Genomic DNA, 19,752 nt, shown 5'->3' on the forward strand with positions numbered 1-19,752 from the left:
CTTGCAATTAATTACATTTACCAATGTTTAGCTGTAGCTTCTTTATTCGAAACGTTATCTTTTTTACTTAACATTAAACATAATGCATCCAAAACTATATGAAGACTTTGGTCAAATAATGTACTTAATAACTGAACAGATTTTCTTTGCTCTCCACTATCACCTTTTGTAGTACCAGGTACAATAATTAAAATATCTGCCAAAGATCCAATACTAGATTCTTTTTTACTTGTAATTGCTATTATCTTGCAACCTTTTCCTTTTGCACCTTTAGTATTTAAAACTACGTTACCACTTTCTCCAGAACCTGAAATAGAAACGTAAATGTCTTTTTTAAGCACAGCTGGGGTTATAGTCTCACCCACTGAATAAACAGTATAACCTAAATGCATAAGCCTCATAGCAAAACCTTTTCCCATAAGACCAGAGCGGCCTTCTCCATCTATAAATATTCGTGTTTCTTTACTAATATATGCTACGACCTCTTCAATTTGTTTACTATCTACCTTTGATAAGACTGAACTTATCTCATCAATTATGATATTTAAAGTATCCAAATTATATCATCTCCTTAAATTTTTTAGCTGCAGTTCCAATATACGTCGCCTTAGTTATTGCGCTTCCTATTATTACAATGTCGACACTAGCTTCTTTTATAACCATTACAGTATCATAATTCACTGAACCCGCAACAGCAACTTTATTTATTTGAGGAAATTTTTCTTTAAATTCTTTTAGAAGAGATGTAAGAGTATATTCTCCACCATCTGAAGGCGCATGTATGCAGAATATTGCTTCAGTAAAACCCAAAAGCATATTAATTTTCTCATATCCTATTTCTAGAAGATCTATCATCATAATTTTTCCAAAGTCTTGTGATACTTTATAGCAAGCATTCAGTGTATTAATGGACGCTGCGCCCATAACCGTAGCTATGTGTGCACCACTATTAAATGCTGCCTCAAACTCATAAGCACCTTCATCTATTGTTTTGATATCAGCTAAGATAGTTTTATTTGGGAAAGCTTTTTTTATTTCTTTTATTGAAACAACTCCATAGTCTTTTATTAATGATGTTCCAACTTCAATTATATCTATATAAGGGCTGGCTTCTTTTAATATTTCCTTAGCTTTATCAATTGTAACTCTATCAATTGCAAGTTGTATCTTCATATTATCGTATCTCTTTATCTTGAATATATGCGTTTAGTTTTTCCCGATTAGGTAATCCTTCATTATCACTCGATACCATTACTTGCATAGAACCTATAGCATTTCCTCTTGATACTGCATCTTTAAGTGATAAATTTTCTAAAATTCCACTTATCACACCAACAGCAAATCCATCACCAGCTCCAACAGTATCTACTATCTTCTCAACCTTAAAACCTGGTACTGTGAATGATTCATTATGAGTTTTTACAAAGGCTCCACTATCTCCAACTTTAACTATTACGCTTTTAACTCCGATTTTTAAATAGAAATCTGCAATTATATTTGGGTCATCACTTCCTGTTAATATTAAACCTTCGGAAACACCAGGAAGAACCATATCACATTTCGATGCAATATCATTAATTACTCTAACCATCTCTTCTTTATTATCCCAAAGCGTTGGTCTTAAATTTGGATCAAAGGTTATAAATAATCCTTTTTCTTTTGCTTTACTTATCATTTCATAAGTTGCTTCTCTGCAGCTTTTAGATAAAGCCGGTGGTATCCCGGTAAGATGAATATGTTTTACCCCATTTAAATCTATTTCCTTAATGTCGGATACCGAGATATGTGATGCTGCACTACCTCTTCTAAAGTATGCAACCTCAGGATCTCCAAGCATAGTTTTACCTTTCATCTGAAAACCAGTAGGAAACCTAGCATCTAAACTTACATAACTTGTATCAATATCTTCTTTATCTAAAAAATTCTTTATATATTTCCCAAATGGATCTACTCCAAGCTTTGTAACATAACTAACATCATAACCCAATCTTTTGAGGCCTATGGAAACATTAACCTCAGCCCCTGCAAGAGACCTTGTGAAGTTTTCAACATCTTCTAGTCTTCCGGTATCGCTTGCTATAAACATAGCCATAGGTTCACCAATTAATATAATTTCAGGCATTAATATCAGCTCCTTTTACGTCATTAATTTCATCATATAGCATTTTTGCTTTTTTCTCATCATGAGGATATAATAGTAGAACATCAAATAGGTTAGGATTATACGAGAGGTTAAGTAACTCTTTGGCGAAAGCCATAGCTGCAATTTCTCCTAATGCTATAAGTCTCGATGTATACTTTATAGGTCCTAATTTCCAGAGCATTATTTTCGCGTTACTTGTATACATTTCTTTGTTTTGACCTTCAATAAAGTGAAACATTTCATGAGCTATTAATACCTCTTCTATGTCAACTTCATCAATTAAAATATTCATATTTTCTGCACTAACTAATTCATTAACCTTTTTAACATTGTTTATATTAATAAAAATGTTGTTTGGAGAGTTAAATTTGGCAAATAAAATGTAGTCATCAGCATTTTTTTCATCTATTTCTGATATTGTTAACCCAAGCTGCTTTGCATATTGATGACAAGTCATTATACCATATTTATAAATAAGTCCTATAGCCTCTTGCCTTCCACACTCATTGGCCTTCTTAATCATTTCTATTTTCTCAGAGTCAGTTAATTTATTGCATATAGGATCTCTCCTAAAAGTGTATAAACCCCATATGTTATCATCTACAGCTAAGAGTTCTCTTATTAACTCCTTTATCATAAGTCATTCTTTGCTCCAACAATTATAACACTTTCGTCTGGCTCTAAAAGTGCAGTCTCTGTTTCAATAATCATATATAATTGTTCTGTGCTCGTCATTCCTGAGTAATCCAGTACTTTTCCGCCAATACATAAGTAAACATCTGGTGTAAGCCTCATATCACTTTTATAAACTGAAAGATCGTCCCACATTTCATCTATAACACTCTTTATATCCTGCACTGTGCACATAACGCCTTGGCCATCGCCTCTTTGGATTTTGATAAACCCCTTTTTGTCAACAACCCTAATCTGTACTTTTTCTGACTTTTTATCCTTTACTCCAGAGAAAACATAAAATACATTATTTTTACATTCAAGTTTCACATCGTTAGCTGGTAAACCGATAGATTTAGCTGCAAGTTCTTTAGCTTCCTCCTCAGTACATTTTTTTAGTAAATCTGTAGTTTGAACTTCTGTAGATCCGAGTGCAATAGCTGTTACTTTTGAAGTTTGAGGATCTATTTCAATCTGAACCTCTATAGAATCTGGAACAGCACCACTTGCAATTGCAAGTTCTGATACTTCCTTTTTAATATCCGCAATATCTTTACTTGTTGGACTTGGTATAACTCTTTCAACAACATCACGAATCATAGCAAGAGCAACTCCTATTGAAGATATTACTTCTGCATTTTCAGGTATACTATATTCTAAGTCCATATGCTCAGCTGTATATGGAAGTAATGCTGCTGCACCTCCACCAACACCAACTAATGAAATTTGGTCTTTTTCAAGTTTATATTTTTCTGCGAGACCTTCAATGACTGGCTTAATCTTTTCAAAGGATTTTGCAAGTATTTGTTTTGCAACTTCTTCAACTGATAATCCAAGATGTTTTGCAAGTGGCTCCATAGCCTTTACAGCTGATTTAACAATTCCATATGAATAATCCTCAGGTTTTACAATTCCTAATACATTTGCTGCACAGCTATTAGTAATTGTTATTCTTTTACCGCTCTTTAATTTTATAGCTACATAATCAGCTGGATCACCTTTTTTAGGTGAAAAAAATTCTAATTGTGGATCAACAATCTCTTCATATGGAGTATACACAGAATATTCCATACCTGCTATATGAGCACTTCTTGGGCCTACATCTACTATTCCAGTGGTATTAGCTCTTACCATACTACCTCCAGCAATACCAAGAACCCGTACATCAAGAGAGCTAATATACGTAGAATGTCCTCCAACGATAGAATAATCAACGGCAGGTCTACCATTTTTAATAACACCAATATTTGTGCTTGTTCCTCCTACTTCAAAATAAACACCGTTTGATGCTCTTAAATACATAAGGGCTCCAACAACGCTTGCTGCTGGTCCAGATAACATTGTAAGTACTGGACGTTTTTTCATCTCTGAAATATCCATAACTCCACCGTCTCCACGCATTATCATAAGTGGAACTTTTATTCCAGCCTTTCTAACACTACTTTCTGTACTTGTAGCAGTTTCTAGCATTTTAGGAAGAATACTTGCGTTAATAGCTGCAGTTCTTGTTCTTCGTGTTAAACCATAAAGTTTACTTATTTCTGATGCAACAGACACCGGTACATTCATAGTTTCAGCAACGTCTTGAACTTGTTGTTCCTCACTAATATCGTCAACTCCAAAAGCCTTCGACGCAACAATAACACTAGAACCTTTACTCATAAGTTCTTTAATAGCATTTGTTATAGTTTCAGTATTTATTATCTTTTTTTTCAAATATGTATGGTAAACTTTAATGATCTTACCTGTTCCTAAATCAATATCATCAATCTTTGTTTGTTTTTTAGATAAGTATCCCTCAAGTCCCCCTGCTCCCATGCCTATAATTCCAACATCTGCGACGTCTCCTTCTAGTAATGCGTTAGTTGCTTGAGTTGTACTATGAGCTATAAAAATAACTTCATCCGGAGATATATTGTTAGCATTAAGCAATATTTCAAAACATTCTACAACACCTGCAGAAACCCCTAATTCATTATCATGAGATGTCATAACTGATGATTTTCCAATAATTTCATGAGTATCATTATCTATAGCGACTGCCTTTGTGTGTGTACCTCCTACGTCAATTCCAACTCTAACTAATCTTTTTGTCATATTAAATTCCTCCTAAGCTTTTAATTTAAAAATTAATCTGCAGAATCTCTTCTGCAGATTAGTTACATATTACAAATTGTTTATTAAGCTCCAAACATTGCAAATGCGATCATGGTGTTTATAATACATATTAGCCATGCCCATATAACCCCTGACTTTAGGAAATCTTTAACATTAACCTTTGAATAATTCAATGCCCATAAATTCCAAGATTGTGTTGGACAAGCCGAAATATTCATTGTAATTGTTGGTATGTAGATTAGTGGGAACAACAATGCTGGGCTAAATACCCCAGTTGTATTTAAGATTACAAGTGTTGCAGCTCCAGCTCCAAACACAGTTAATGGTCCTCTAAACAATCCAAGTGGTGCAACAACTGCGAATAATACACAAAGCAAAACTACACTAGTTGGCATTACGTTACCTAATAATGATTGGAAAAATATACCATCTAATCCAGCTACTTTAGTAAACATTGGAAGGATAAATAAGAATCCAAGTAATGACGCAACGTCTAGAACGCCATCATAAAAAGTCTTAGTAACTATCTTTTCTGTAAGTTTAAAGGATTTAAGCTTTCCACAAACAAACAATGCATAGAATATAGCAACTATAAATGCAGGTATAGACTGCCAATTAAACGCTATAGTTAAAACAACTGGGATAATTGGTGTTATTAGCGCTAATGCTGGCACATGGTTAGTTGCGCTTTTGCTCGTGTTTTGTGCTGCCCAAGCATGATTAACAGTGCTTTTACGAAGTCTTACAGCAAGCATAACTATTACAACTAATAGCTGAACTGCCATTGCAGCAAAACCAAATTTCAAATAATGGCCATCATATTTGAACCCTTCGAAAATTCCTTGCATTTGTTTAAATAAAACTAAGTTTACATACATACCAGAACCAACTGACATCAAATAAGAACTAACCGCAAGTGTCTTTGGTACACCTAGTGATAAAAGAATTGGTAATACTATAACACCAATTGCAACAACAGCACCTGCACCGAAAGTACTAGTAAAGATTACACCCGTTACTACTGATAATAATATTGTTGTAACAAGAGGTTTATCTCCTCCAAGTTCAACAGTTTTCCTTATGATAGTGGATGCAATTCCAGTTTCAACTAAAATTCTACCGAACCAACTACCAAATATAACTATAACGGCTGTTGCACCCCAACTTTCAGGTCCGCCTTGGAAAACTTTAGTCTGTGCTATGTCCCAAGTAATCTGTCCCCCTATCATACCTAGTACTACCCATAAGATAGCCATTATTAAAAATCCTAGCATAAGATTGCCACCCTTAGCAGCAAAATAAATCAATCCAAAATAAGATAATAGTAGTAAAATTCCAATAATCACTGGTAAAGTCATTTTAATATTCCTCCTTTTATAAACTTTTATTTTTATTATTAAATGAACATATTTATTTTCTTAATATTTTTAATAATATATATTAAGAATGTTTGTTCACATTTTCAACTTATCTACTTCTTTTTTAAGCATTACTAGGGTATCTGGGTAACATGGGTATTCTATAGCTATCGGTACATTAATATTGAATACATCAAGTATACTTTTCCAAGGTATTATCCCTCCATCTAATGATGTTGCTTCTAATTTTTCTTTCATATATACATCTTTTAAATGTACATATGTAACATACGGTTTTAATATATACGCATTTTCTTTTGGATCTTCTTTCTGCCAAAGCCAATTGCCTATGTCAAAGGTGCAGCTAATACTCATGTGAAGTTTTTCTGCTGCTTTTAAAAACTCTTTAATCTTTTGAACCTGACCGTTTTCTTTTGTTTGATCATTTTCTATAGTAAGCTTTATTGAATACCTATCGCAGAGTGTATTAATCATATAAACGTTTTCGGAAGTTATATGTTTATAGTCACCAATATTGAATTTAACATATCTGCAGTTCATTTTATAAGCTTCTTTGAAAGATAACTCAATTTCGCAAGTATTTAACTTACCACCCACATACAAATATCCAGGAACCGAATAATAAATTTCCATTTGTAATCTTTCTGAAATATCTCTTATCTCCTTAAGTTCTGTTTCAAAATTCTTTATAAACTCTCGCCTTATCTCAACCTTATTTACTCCTAAACTATGAATATCTTCTAATAAATCTGATTGTTTTACTCCATTATTCAAATCTTCTAGAAATACTAATGTATTTATTACAACAATTTGCCCAGCCATATTAATCCCCCAATATATCTTTAATTAATGAACTATTTTGAGTCTCCTATTATAAGTTTAGATTCTATTTCTTTATACTTTGGCTTGCCTTTACTTTTCCCATTGATTCTTTTAATAAGCATTTTAGCTGATTCAACACCAACTTCATAAGAATGATGAGATATAACTGGCATCTCAGAATATACGAGTGTTGCCCAACCCCAATCCTCATAACCACATACATAAAAATCTTCTGGTATTCTATATTTACACTTATTTATTCCTTGTAACACATTTAATAATGTAACACCATTAACAGTAAAAATAGCCTTAAGTTCGTTCTTATATAAATCATTAAAATTCTTAATTGCTTTAATTGAAGTTTCTCTGTCTCCTGCATCAATTGTGTATATTAAATTATTTGCATCTATATTTAATAAATCTCGCATAGCATCTAAATATCCATTACGCCTAAGATGCCTGGCACTATTTTTGCAAGGATCCTCAGTAAAGAATGCAATATTTAGGTAACCATTTTGAATTAAACGTTTTATTGTATCATAAGTTATTGCATAGTTATTGGTAGCAACGGAGTCAATTTTAAGCTCCTTCATAGTTCTATCAGCTAGTACTAGTGGTACCCTTGTTTCATTAATGTCAACTAAAAACTCATCATTATATCCAGTAGTATTTACAATAATACCTTCAACCCTATTATCCATTAAAGACTCAATATATTCTCTTTCTTTACTTGCATCATTATCTACATTAGATATAACAACTTGGTAACCATGTGCTTTGCATGTATCTCCAATTCCTTTAAGTAATATTGAAGAAAACTGACTTCCTATATCTGCTATTATTACTCCAATTAATCCACTTTTATTTGACTTCAAGGTCTTTGCAACATTGCTCGGTCTGTATTTAAGTTGTTCTATAATACTTTGTATTCGTTTTCTTGTATCATCTGACATATACTCATATTTACCATTTAAATATCTTGAAATAGTAGTTTTTGATACCTTTGATGCCATTGCCACATCATTTATTGTTGTTAAATGCTTATCATTTCGCATAATATCTCCTTATAGTAATCAATTAACTAAACCGGTTAACAAAACTAGTAAACCGATACACATAAATACTATAAATAAATAATATACCAAACATTACAGAAAATCAAGGACTTTTTATTATTTTGCAATTTATTTGGTAACCTTTTCATATAAACTATCATAAGTTCATAAAATGAATGGCTATTAAAAAAATAATCCCCCCAAACTCTTAGTTTGAGGGGATAGGAATTTGCTTTTATTAAAAGTAAAAAAGACAGACCTAAAAAAGTCTGTCCTAATTTTTATAAATTTTCTTTGATTTTGCTAATTATAGAATCATATTCATCAGCAGTTAGTAAAATTTTGTTTTGAGGAGACATTTCAAAAGTTCCTCCAAAGTTAGGTCCATTTTTATATTTAGGAACTATATGAAAATGAAGATGAGTCATAGTATCAGCGTAAGCACCATAATTTATTTTATTAGGTGAGAATGCTTTGTTTAAAGCACCCGCTACCCTTGATACATCTTTCATATAACTTGAGCGCTGCTCATCAGTTAACTCAAAGATCTCACTTTTATGATCATTATAAGCTACAATACATCTTCCCTTATAAGTCTGTTCTTTGAATAGATATAAAGTTGAACTATCTAATTTACATATTTCAATCATTATATCACTAAGTCGTTCATCCTTTGTGCAGTAAAAACAATCCTTATTAAAACTCATATAAAATTTCTCCTTTTACGTTATATAATATTAAAAGATTCTAGATAACTATATTGTGCTTTTATGAATTTCTTTTTCTAAGTTCACTTGCTATTTCAAGATATTTTTTATCTGAAAGATTGTATAATGTAGTTATTATTACTATTGCAACTGCTAAAGCAATTGCAGGGTATAAAAGTAATAATCCTTTTATTCCTATTAACGAACCTGCTGTTTGTGCTACCTTTGGAACATATCCTATTAATGCTAAACCAATTCCAGAAGCAAATCCAGCTACTGACTGAGCTATTTTTCTTGAGAAATTAAATACTGAATAAGTAATAGCCCCTCTTTTTTCTCCAGTTTTCCATTCACCATAATCTATAGCATCAGAAACTAATGCCCAAGTCATTCCATTTGGAATACTTAGTCCAAAATATCCTATACTTTGTAATATAATAAATGTAACTAAATGTAGTGGGATTATAAAGTTTATTACATCTGCAATAATACTAATTGCAAAACCAATTATAACAGTATTTTTCTTTCCGAATTTCTTTGATAATATAGGCATAGCGACTACTCCGAGTAACGAGCATCCTATACTTGCAAAACTTACATATGGCAATAACATCATATTACCAAGATTATATTGACAGAAATATATTAACAGAAATATATTAACATTGCTGATCTAAGATTAAATGCTGAAATTGAGAATATTGTCATGAAAATTATAACTAACAACGGTCTGTTTGTAGCTACTGTTTTTACTATATCTTTGAAATTTATTTTTTCTGTTTTGTTTTCAGTTTTACTAATTGTGGGTACTTGTTCGTGGCAATTTTTATAAGTTACATAAAATGCACCAACACCAATTAATGCCATAATTCCAATAGCAACGGGGTAACCAATGCCTTCATTTGGGAATCTTGTAACCATAGGTATAACAAATAAACTTGATATTAATAATGCCATAGTACTACCTAGTTGCCTAAAAGCTGCAAGTGACGTTCTCTCTTGAGGATCTTGAGTCATTGTAGCTGCCAAGGTTCCATAAGGAATATTTGTAAAAGAGTATGCAACACCCCATGCCATATAAGAAACATATGCATATATTATTTTACCCTCTAGGGAAAAATTGGGGGTTAAGAATACGAATACAGATAAAATAGCGAGTACAATACTAGAAATCATCATAACTGGCTTATATTTACTTGAGCCTGGTTTGATATTTCTTGACTCAATAAATGTTCCAACTATTGGATCAACTATTGCATCAAATAATTTTGTTATTAAAAATATGCCTCCACCAACTGCTGCTGGAATACCTGCAACGTCAGTAAAAAATTTAAGTAAATACAGTTGACCCATGTCAAACATAAATCCATTTCCTAAGTCACCAAAACCATAAGTCACTTTTTCTCTTAATGTTAATTTTTTCATTTTATGCTCCCTCTTATAATTAATATTATATTTTTTGAAACATTTACATCTATGATATTATTTACGCCAATAAAATTTATATTCAAATAATTAAATAATAAATAAAATACCAAAACATCTTTATGCACACGTTAACATTTTTTACAAAAAATTTAAATTAAGCTTTTTTTAGGATATCTCATTACTTAATTTATTGAATTAATACTATTTTCTTTATAGATTTTCATTAATTCACTCCAAAGATTTTTACACAAAACGGTTTCACTAATTACCCCCTCTTATACCTTCAAATTTATTTATGTTAACGTAACCAATCACCTTAGATTCATTATACCTTTATTTTTTTAAAAAATCAACTGGTAATTGTTAACGTTAACATATTATTTTTATATAATATTAAATTTGTATTTAAATTATATAAAAATGTAGTTTATAAACTTTATTATTTTAATTATAGTGTTACTCCACTCTTGAAAATGGCTAATTCTCTAAAATTATTCTTTTCATTGTTAACTAATTCTCCACTTGCTACTTTAATTATATATTCTATAAATTCTTCAGTTAAAACTTCTAAAGATTTATCCTCTACTAATGTTCCAGCATTAAAATCAATCCAATGAGGTTTTAATTTATATATTTGAGTATTCGTTGAAATCTTCATTGTTGGTACAAAACTTCCAAATGGAGTTCCTCTTCCAGTTGTGAAAAGTACCATTTGACACCCTGATGCTGCGAGTGCTGATGCTGCAACTAAGTCATTACCTGGTGCACTTAGTAAATTAAGTCCTTTAACTCTAAGTACTTCACCATATTTAAGAACATCAACTATTGTGGCGCTCCCAGCCTTTTGTGTGCACCCTAGAGATTTGTCTTCAAGCGTAGTAATACCACCTGCTTTATTTCCTGGGGATGGGTTCTCATATACTGGCTGATCATACTTCATAAAATATTCTTTAAAGTCATTTATTAAATGAACTGTTTTGTTGAATACCTCTTCGTTTTTAGCCCTAGCCATTAGAAGCGTCTCTGCACCAAACATTTCAGGCACTTCTGTTAATATTGTAGTTCCACCTTGAGCTACTAGAAAATCCGAAAATTTACCAACAAGAGGGTTACCAGTTATACCTGAGAATCCATCAGAACCTCCACATTTAAGGCCTATTTTAAGTTCTGATAAGCTACAAGGCTCCCGTGTATCTAGTTTCATTATTTCATAAAGCTCTAGGAGTAAATTAGCACCTTCTTGGATTTCATCAGATACTTCTTGAGAAATTAAGAACTTCACCCTTTTTTCGTTGAATTTTCCTAAAGACTTTTTAAAATCCAGCATAACATTATTTTCACATCCAAGTCCTAAAACTAAAACTCCACCGTTATTAGGATGTTTAACTGCATCTCCGAGTATCGTTTTTGTAGTTATATGGTCCTCTCCAAGCTGTGAGCACCCATAATTATGTTTTAGTACTAAAACGTTATCTATAGTTATATTTCCAGCCATTTCTTTAAACCTATCAATAATTCTATCTGCTATTCCATTTACGCAACCAACAGTCGGAACTATCCAAAGTTCATTTCTTACACCTACATTCCCATTTCGTCTTTTATACCCATAAAATGTTAAATTTCTATTTGTAAAACAATTTTCTATAAGCTTTTGATTAAAAGTATATTCTTTTATTCCGTCTAGATTTGTTTTTATATTATGAGTATGAACCCATTGTCCTTTAAGTACGTCTATAATTGAATGTCCTATAGGAAATCCGTACTTAATAATGTTTCCACCTATATTAATATCACTAGCTGCTATTTTATGTCCTCTTTTAACATCTTCCTTTAACGTTACTTCTTTATTACCTATATAAATAACTTCATCCTTAGATAAATCTGTTAACGCTACTACTATATTATCATTTTCATTTATCTGTATTATATTTTTCATGAGTATTTCCTCACTTTCATTAAATCAAGTATTTATCCCCCACTCACATAAGTAGGGGATTTTTTGTTAAATATTGTTAAAGGACTTCTTTAATCGCTTCTTTTATTCCGATTTTCTCAATGTTAATTAAATAATGTGATACTGCATCTGTTAAACCTTGGACTTCATTTAAATCCATCTTCCAAACCCTTTTGAACTTAAGTACTATAGTCACTAGATTTTTAATAGCTGGCTCTGTTCCATCACATCTGCTCCATAACTCTTTGTAAAGTTCTAAAACATCTACATCATCAGATAAATTAATTATTTCTTCTCCTCTTTTGCCTTTATAAAATTCTATAAGTGCAGCAAGTGAGAATACTAATCTTTTAGGTAATTCACCCTTTGTTTTTACATATTGCAATAATGAAGGTAGATCTCTTGTTTCATATTTTGACATTGAATTCAAAGATATACTCATTAAATAATGTTTAACATAAGGATTCATAAATCTTTCAAGAACAACTTTTGCATAATATGATAATTCTTCCTGTGGAAGAGCAAGCGTAGGAATTATTTCTTCATATATTGTATCTTTAATAAATTTCCCCATCACTTCATGCTCAACTGATTCTGCAACCGTATCCAAACCATAAAGGTATGATACTGGTACAAGTGATGTATGTGACCCATTAAGTATTCTTACTTTTCTCGTTCTGTAAGGTGTCATATCATCAACAAATTTGACATTAAGACCAGCTTTTGTAGCTGGGAATTCATTCTCAATCCATTTTGGTCCTTCAATTATGAAAAGGTGAAAATGCTCTCCAACATTAACTAAATTATCAACGTATCCAAGTTCCTTAGTTATCTCTTTTATAGTATCTCTAGGATATCCTGGAACTATTCTATCAACAAGCGTTGAGCAAAAAGTATTAGCTTCATTTATCCAAGTAGCAAAACCTTTTTCTAAATTCCAAAGTTTCGCATACTTAAGAATTATTTCTTTAAGCTTATCACCATTTCTATCTATAAGTTCACAAGGCACTATTATTAATCCCTTATTCTTTTGTCCATTAAAAGTAATAAACCTATGATACAAAAGTGCTGTAAATTTCCCTGGAAAACTCTTCTGAGGTTTATCTTCAAGCTTATCATTTTCATCATATGCAATTCCTGCTTCAGTGGTATTTGAGAAAACAAATCTTAATTCTGGATTTTCTGCTATCTTCAAGTATTCTGCATGCTGAGTATAAGGATTTATTCCTCGGCTTATACTATTTATAACTGAATGCTCAGCTATTGCTTTTCCATCATTCATTCCTTGTAAATATAAAGTATACAAGCCATCTTGCTCATTTAATTTATCTACTAAGCCAAACTCAATAGGCTGAACTACTACTACACTACCATTAAAACCTGCTTCTTTATTCATTTTATCAATTTGCCAATCCACGAAAGCTCTTAAGAAATTACCTTCTCCAAATTGAAGTACTTTTTCTGGATATGTTTTATATTCTTTATATGTTTCTTTATTTAAAATCATTTTAACACTCCTTATCTTTCGATTGTTTTTGTCTTTCCAATAAAATCCATCAATTGATCTATATTAGGATAACCTTCCATGTCTCCCTTTACTAGAACTGCCATAGCTCCAACTCCGTTTGCATACTCTGCGCACTCTCTTAGTTCTAGTTTGTTTAACATTCCCGAGAGAAAACCTGCTGAAAATCCGTCTCCTGCACCAACTGTATCCTGTGGGTTTTCTACTTGATATGAATTTACATATAGTTTATTTGCTTTATCAGTTACATAACAGCCTTCTTTTCCAAGTTTAACTGCCACAACACTACATCCCATGTTCATAAAACTATCTGCTATATCCTCAGGTTTTGTTAAACCAAGGAGCATTTCCCCTTCATCTACACCTGGAAAAATAATATCTGATAGTTTTGCAATTTCAAGTAGCACCGGTATTGCTTCTTCCTTGGTCCACAATTTAAGTCTAATATTTGGATCAAAAGAAACTAAAACATTATTAGCTTTTGCAATTTCTATAGCCTTAAATAATGTTTTTCTGCAAGACTCAGATAGTGCAGGTGTGATGCCCGTTATATGAAGTATTTTTGCAGATTTAATATATGCTTCATCTAATTCTTCTGGTTTTAATGTACTAGCTGCTGAATCTTTTCTATAATAATATACACTTGGATTGTTGTGTATAAATCTTTCCTTAAATAATATACCTGTACTTTTTTCAGGCGTTAAAATGGTTCTAGATACATCTACACCTTCGCCCCTAATTGTTGCTTGTATGTACTTCCCAAATTCGTCATCTCCAAGCTTTGAAAACCAACCAACTTGATGTCCAAGTTTTGATAATGCAATTGCAACATTTGACTCTGCCCCTGCAAGTGACTTGTTAAAATTTTGAACATATCTTAATGGTCCTGAGGAATCTGGGCCAAATAAAACCATAGACTCTCCAAAAGTTACTACATCCATATATAATTTCCTCCTGTAAACTGAGTACATACCATGGGTATGTACTCTAATTGATATGTGTTTTTTTATACTCTTGCTTTTCTAACTGCTTCAACAAACTTAGCAGCTGTTTCAGTTACTAATTTGTAATCTCCAGTTTTAGCTCCTCTAGTTAAGTCTCCACCAGTTCCTACAGCTATTGCACCTGCCTTAATCCAATCCTTAACATTATCAAGTGATACTCCACCAGTTGGCATGAAATTAGCCTGTGGTAGTGGTCCTTTTAAAGAACTTATTATTGATGGTCCAAAAGCATTTCCCGGGAATACCTTTAATACTTCAACTCCGAGTTCTAGTGCCTCGAGAGCTTCTTTTACTGTCATAATTCCTGGCATAACAGCAATTCTATATCTATTACATAACTTTACAGTTTCAGGATTTAAACTTGGACTTACTATATATTTTGCTCCAGCTAAGATGCAGGCTCTTGCAGTTTCAGGATCAAGAACAGTTCCTGCTCCTATAAGTACTTCTTTATTATCTTTATATATTTCAGTTAATTCTTTTATTACATCTATTGCACCTGGCACTGTCATTGTAACTTCAATTGCATTAATTCCACCTTTTGTAACTGCTTCTACAATCTTTACGCCCTCTTCTTTTGATGTTGCCCTAATAACTGCTACTATTCCATATTCGCTTATTTTTTGTATCATTCTAAGTCTTTTCATAATTTGCACCTCTTTCGTTAAATTTTGATCATAATATTATAATATATCTTAGTTAATGCCTACATGCCATATCAGTAATACTTAAATCTTAAAATAAATTAAATAATAAAGTTCATTTGTTCACGTTAACAATTCTCTCCATTTTATAAGTTAATAACAAAATCATTTTAGCTTTGCTACTGAATCTCTTTCAACAAGTTCTGTATTAATATATATTTTTTCCCCTATTGTACTTCCACTTTCTATAATTTTCAAAAGTTTTTCTGCACCTTTTGTGCTTATCTCAATAATAGGTCTTCGTACTGTAGTTAAAGCTGGTGTTAAATAATCACCTAACGTACTACCATCAAATCCCATAATTGAAATATCAGCAGGGACATTAAATCCGGCTTCAATTGTAGCTTTCATTGCTCCTACCGCCATGTCATCATTTGAACAAAATACTGCTGTTGGAATTTTGCTCAAATTTAATAGCTTTTTCATGGCACTATACCCACTTTCAATAGTATAATTACCTTCAACCATATATTCACTATTTATTTGTAGATTATTTTCAATAAGTGCCTTTAAAAACCCATTTTTTCTCTCAACCGTAGAATTAAATCCCTTTGCACCTTCTATTATAGCTATTTCCTTATGTCCGTTTTGTATCAGATATGATATAGCCTCATGAACTCCTTTTTTGTCTGAAGATAATATATTAACAATAGAACTTTCATCTATATCTCTATTTAATACAACAAGTGGTATCTTTTGCTCTAGTAAATAGTATATAAACGAATTATCACTATTACTTTGACTCATAAGTATTATACCGTCAAATCTTTTGTTATTAACAAATGTAAAATCTTTATAATCATCAATTCCTCTAACAACTAGATTATAACTTTCTTTTATGGCACTATTAACTCCACTTACAGTTTCATAAAAAAAGCTTGATGAAGTTACTTCGCTTATAGTCGTAAAAATGAGTCCTATGTTATAGGACCTATTCATCACCAAGCTTCTAGCACTATAATTTGGTACATAATTAAGTTCCTTTGCTATTGTCTTTATTTTAGCTTTTGTAACTCCATTTATAAAGGGACTGTCATTAAGCGCCCTTGAAACAGTAGTATGTGAAACATTTGCAATTCTAGCTATATCTTTTATTGTTACTCCCATTTACAACACCCCTATGTCACTAATAAATACTTATATGATACCATATCATTAGCGACATTCCTAATAAATAACAAACTTATATTAACAGTCTATCCCGAAATATTCTTTTGCATTGTTGTAACATATTCCTCTAACAATACTTCCTAGAAGTTCCATATCATTTGGAAACTCTCCGTTCTCTACCCATTCTCCTATTAAGTTGCATAATATTCTTCTGAAGTATTCATGCCTTGTATAAGATAAGAAACTTCTTGAATCAGTTAACATTCCTACGAAACGGCTTAATAATCCAGTATTAGCTAAAACTTTCATCTGTTCTATCATACCTTCTTTACTATCTAAGAACCACCACGCTGCTCCAAGCTGCACCTTTCCAGGAACCTCAGTTCCTTGGAAGTTTCCAAGCATGGTGCCAAGTACATAATTATCTTTCGGATTTAAAGTATATAAGATAGTTTTAGGAAGAGAATTATTGATTTCTAATGAATCTAATAATCTTGATAAAGGATATGCTATTTCTTCATCATTAATAGAATCAAATCCAGTATCTGGTCCTAATTGTTTAAGCATTTTTGAATTGTTATTTCTTTGCGCTGCAAGGTGAAGTTGCATCGTCCATTTAAGTTCTGAATATAATTTGCCTAAAAATTGCAATGTAGATGTTCTATATTTAGTTTCTTCATCACAAGTTGTTTTTTCTCCTTTTAATACCTTTATAAATATATTAGATAATTCTTTTTTTGAAGCTTCCATATATTTTATGCTATCTAATGCATGATCCGATATTCTACATCCAACTTCATGAAAAAATCTAACTCTTGATTCTAGAGCTTTTAAGAATTCATCATAACTTTTAATATTAATATTTGATACTTCTTCTAGCTTCTTAAGCCATGGAATGAAGGCATCTTTATTTATTTGAAGTCCTTTGTCAGGTCTGAAAGCAGGTAAAACCTTTACAACAAATTTCGTGTCTTCCTTTAGTTTTATATGATATTCTAATGAATCTATTGGATCGTCTGTTGTACATAAAGCTTTAACATTAGACTTTTCAATTAAATCTCTTGCTCCAAAACCTTCGCAAGCGAGTAACTTATTTACCTTCTCCCAAATAGCTGGAGCAGTCTTTTCGTTTAAAACATCGTGTACTCCAAAATATCTTTGAAGTTCTAAGTGTGTCCAATGGTATAAAGGATTACCTATAGCCATTGGCATTGTTTTTGACCATGCCATAAATTTTTCAAGATCGCTTGCATTTCCAGTAATGTATTTTTCATCTATGCCATTACTTCTCATAGCTCTCCATTTATAATGATCTCCATATAACCAAGCTTCAGTTATATTATTAAATTTTTTATTTTCATAGATTTCTTTTGGACTTAGATGACAATGATAATCAATAATAGGCATATCTTTCGCATAATCATTAAATAAATTGATTGCTGTATTGTTAGATAATAAAAAGTTTTCATCCATAAATTTTTTCATAAACTCACCTTTCCTTAATAGATTATAAGCCAATGTTCACGTTAACAATAACTAATAATATTATTATAAGGCATTATATTTTATAATGCAATGGTGAAATTTTCAACATTTTATATTAGTTGTCAAATAAACTGCAGTTTAGAAATTTGAAAGATAAATTATGTACTAATATATGCTGTAACCTTATTATTTTTATTATACCCAATAAATCATATATAATCTTTAAAAATGTTTTTTTAAAGATTATACTTTAAAACAATCAATATAGTCATAGAAACAAAATATATAACTAGTGGAATATATTGTTTTTTATTTGCGATTGTAATTTTTTCATCCTTAACTACAGGTTGTTCTCTATTTAATTCTTCTTTGTATTCTTTCAATTCCCTTAAATTTGTAAATAATATAGCGCCTCCGATAAGAAAAAATATTGATGCTCTAAGTATTGCTACAGTGAAGCTAACATTCATTGCCTGCGCTGTGGCAGCTGCGTTTGAAGAATCTATCACACCCTTACCAATCCCAGTATTATTTAGGTTCATGTAATTCATCACCACTTTACTTATGATAAAAGATATTGCATTATTTGTAGCATGAAGTGTCATACTGCCTACTAATGAACCTGTATATTCCCTTACCTTAAGAAGAATGTACCCCAAAAACATTACATATATAATTTGCATCACATTGCCATGAAAGGTTGCAAAAATTGATGTTATTATAAAATATTTCATTTTTTTATTTAACCCTTCATAAGCATCTAAAAAAATCCCTCTGAAAAATACTTCTTCAAAAAAAGCTGGAATTAAAATCACCACAAAAAGTCCTAATAATGTTGAGCTACTACTTAGCAATTTTGATATTACCGAACTATCTTTTATTACAATTGGAAATAACTTCATGCTTATTGAATTAATGCCAACTGCAAATATGTAAGTCCCAACTGCTACAGACATAATTAAAAAAACTTGTTTTATAGAGATTTTCTTTATTACCATTACCTTGCTAAATCTTCTTTTAGTAATTCTGCAATAAAAAAATGCAATTCCTCCAAGTACTACAATTGTAGTCCCCCCAGAAAGCATAAGTGAAGTATTACCACTTATAGAACCATGTAATTTAAGTAACCTACTTGCCATAATGGGGATTAAAGTAAATGCTAATAACGCTATCAATAATAAATTATTAGCTAATAGTATTTTTTTATTTCTCATAATTTTTCTCCTTAAAATATATAGTTTCTCGAAATAATGTCCTTTTATTTAAGATTGTTATGTATAAAACCAATTTGAGTTTTTATACATTTTAATTATATAACAATAATCCATATTATTCTATTATTTAATAATTATATTATATAGTCCAATTTGATTGTAACACTCGTTTTACGCTGTTTACTGGGACTATTTTCTTGTATCCTATATTGGTAATGGTAAATGTAAGCACTAAATATTTGCAAGATTACATTACAAAAGTACCACAATCATTTTTATGATATGTGGTACTTCTTAAGTAAACACAGGCGTTACCGCCCATGCTCCTCGACGGAACCGTACTTGCCCTATTAAGGCATACGGCTCTTCACATCATATTTGAATCACCTATAGAACAAACTAACATTAATAGTTGGTTCTAATAATGGAAAA

General features: G+C 31.3%; 18 protein-coding genes. All 18 read right to left on the reverse strand.

Translation table 11 applies throughout. The features are described from left to right. Positions 1–17: 17 nt before the first annotated feature. On the reverse strand, positions 18–557 hold the full coding sequence (hxlB, locus tag VIM70_RS16845; RefSeq protein ID WP_331946940.1) for a 6-phospho-3-hexuloisomerase: 540 nt from the start codon (positions 555–557) through the stop codon (positions 18–20). 1 nt (position 558) lies between these two features. Then, entirely contained in the window at positions 559–1,173 is a 615-nt protein-coding gene (locus tag VIM70_RS16850; protein ID WP_331946941.1) for an orotidine 5'-phosphate decarboxylase / HUMPS family protein, read from the reverse strand. 1 nt (position 1,174) lies between these two features. Beyond that, positions 1,175–2,122 carry a sugar kinase gene (locus VIM70_RS16855; RefSeq protein ID WP_331946942.1) on the reverse strand — a complete coding sequence of 316 codons (948 nt, stop codon included), beginning with the start codon at positions 2,120–2,122 and terminating at the stop codon, positions 1,175–1,177. Continuing rightward, positions 2,115–2,780, reverse strand: coding sequence for a hypothetical protein (locus VIM70_RS16860; protein WP_331946943.1), 666 nt, complete (start codon positions 2,778–2,780; stop codon positions 2,115–2,117). Before VIM70_RS16860 ends, VIM70_RS16855 begins: the two co-directional genes overlap by 8 nt. After that, positions 2,777–4,912: a hydantoinase/oxoprolinase family protein gene (locus VIM70_RS16865; RefSeq protein WP_331946944.1), complete on the reverse strand. Its 2,136-nt coding sequence runs from the start codon at positions 4,910–4,912 to the stop codon at positions 2,777–2,779. Before VIM70_RS16865 ends, VIM70_RS16860 begins: the two co-directional genes overlap by 4 nt. 83 nt (positions 4,913–4,995) lie before the next feature. Further along, on the reverse strand, positions 4,996–6,291 hold the full coding sequence (locus VIM70_RS16870; RefSeq protein ID WP_331946945.1) for a citrate transporter: 1,296 nt from the start codon (positions 6,289–6,291) through the stop codon (positions 4,996–4,998). A gap of 96 nt (positions 6,292–6,387) precedes the next feature. After that, positions 6,388–7,134, reverse strand: coding sequence for a sugar phosphate isomerase/epimerase family protein (locus tag VIM70_RS16875; protein ID WP_331946946.1), 747 nt, complete (start codon positions 7,132–7,134; stop codon positions 6,388–6,390). Positions 7,135–7,166: 32 nt separating this feature from the next. Next, positions 7,167–8,189 (reverse strand): LacI family DNA-binding transcriptional regulator, encoded by a 1,023-nt coding sequence (locus VIM70_RS16880; RefSeq protein WP_331946947.1) that lies wholly within the window; start codon positions 8,187–8,189, stop codon positions 7,167–7,169. A gap of 281 nt (positions 8,190–8,470) precedes the next feature. Further along, positions 8,471–8,896 (reverse strand): HIT family protein, encoded by a 426-nt coding sequence (locus VIM70_RS16885; RefSeq protein WP_331946948.1) that lies wholly within the window; start codon positions 8,894–8,896, stop codon positions 8,471–8,473. 61 nt (positions 8,897–8,957) lie between these two features. Further along, the gene (locus VIM70_RS16890; protein ID WP_331946949.1) at positions 8,958–9,512 is read right to left on the reverse strand and encodes an MFS transporter; all 555 of its coding nucleotides are present in this window, start codon (positions 9,510–9,512) and stop codon (positions 8,958–8,960) included. Positions 9,513–9,541: 29 nt separating this feature from the next. After that, positions 9,542–10,321 carry a glycoside-pentoside-hexuronide (GPH):cation symporter gene (locus VIM70_RS16895; protein WP_331946950.1) on the reverse strand — a complete coding sequence of 260 codons (780 nt, stop codon included), beginning with the start codon at positions 10,319–10,321 and terminating at the stop codon, positions 9,542–9,544. Between the two features lie 451 nt (positions 10,322–10,772). After that, entirely contained in the window at positions 10,773–12,260 is a 1,488-nt protein-coding gene (locus VIM70_RS16900) for an altronate dehydratase family protein (protein WP_331946951.1), read from the reverse strand. A gap of 76 nt (positions 12,261–12,336) precedes the next feature. Further along, positions 12,337–13,785, reverse strand: coding sequence for a tagaturonate reductase (locus VIM70_RS16905; RefSeq protein WP_331946952.1), 1,449 nt, complete (start codon positions 13,783–13,785; stop codon positions 12,337–12,339). Between the two features lie 11 nt (positions 13,786–13,796). Further along, positions 13,797–14,744 carry a sugar kinase gene (locus tag VIM70_RS16910; protein ID WP_331946953.1) on the reverse strand — a complete coding sequence of 316 codons (948 nt, stop codon included), beginning with the start codon at positions 14,742–14,744 and terminating at the stop codon, positions 13,797–13,799. 65 nt (positions 14,745–14,809) lie between these two features. Further along, positions 14,810–15,454 (reverse strand): bifunctional 4-hydroxy-2-oxoglutarate aldolase/2-dehydro-3-deoxy-phosphogluconate aldolase, encoded by a 645-nt coding sequence (locus tag VIM70_RS16915; RefSeq protein ID WP_331946954.1) that lies wholly within the window; start codon positions 15,452–15,454, stop codon positions 14,810–14,812. A 162-nt stretch (positions 15,455–15,616) separates the two neighbouring features. Next, positions 15,617–16,618, reverse strand: coding sequence for a LacI family DNA-binding transcriptional regulator (locus VIM70_RS16920; protein WP_331946955.1), 1,002 nt, complete (start codon positions 16,616–16,618; stop codon positions 15,617–15,619). A gap of 81 nt (positions 16,619–16,699) precedes the next feature. Further along, complete coding sequence (gene uxaC / locus VIM70_RS16925) at positions 16,700–18,106, reverse strand: glucuronate isomerase (RefSeq protein ID WP_331946956.1); 1,407 nt, start codon at positions 18,104–18,106, stop codon at positions 16,700–16,702. 236 nt (positions 18,107–18,342) lie between these two features. After that, positions 18,343–19,320: a CPBP family intramembrane glutamic endopeptidase gene (locus VIM70_RS16930; protein ID WP_331946957.1), complete on the reverse strand. Its 978-nt coding sequence runs from the start codon at positions 19,318–19,320 to the stop codon at positions 18,343–18,345. Positions 19,321–19,752: the final 432 nt, after the last annotated feature.

The organism is Clostridium sp. (genome assembly GCF_036569345.1).
In the GTDB taxonomy this organism is placed as follows: Bacteria; Bacillota; Clostridia; order Clostridiales; family Clostridiaceae; genus Clostridium_AD.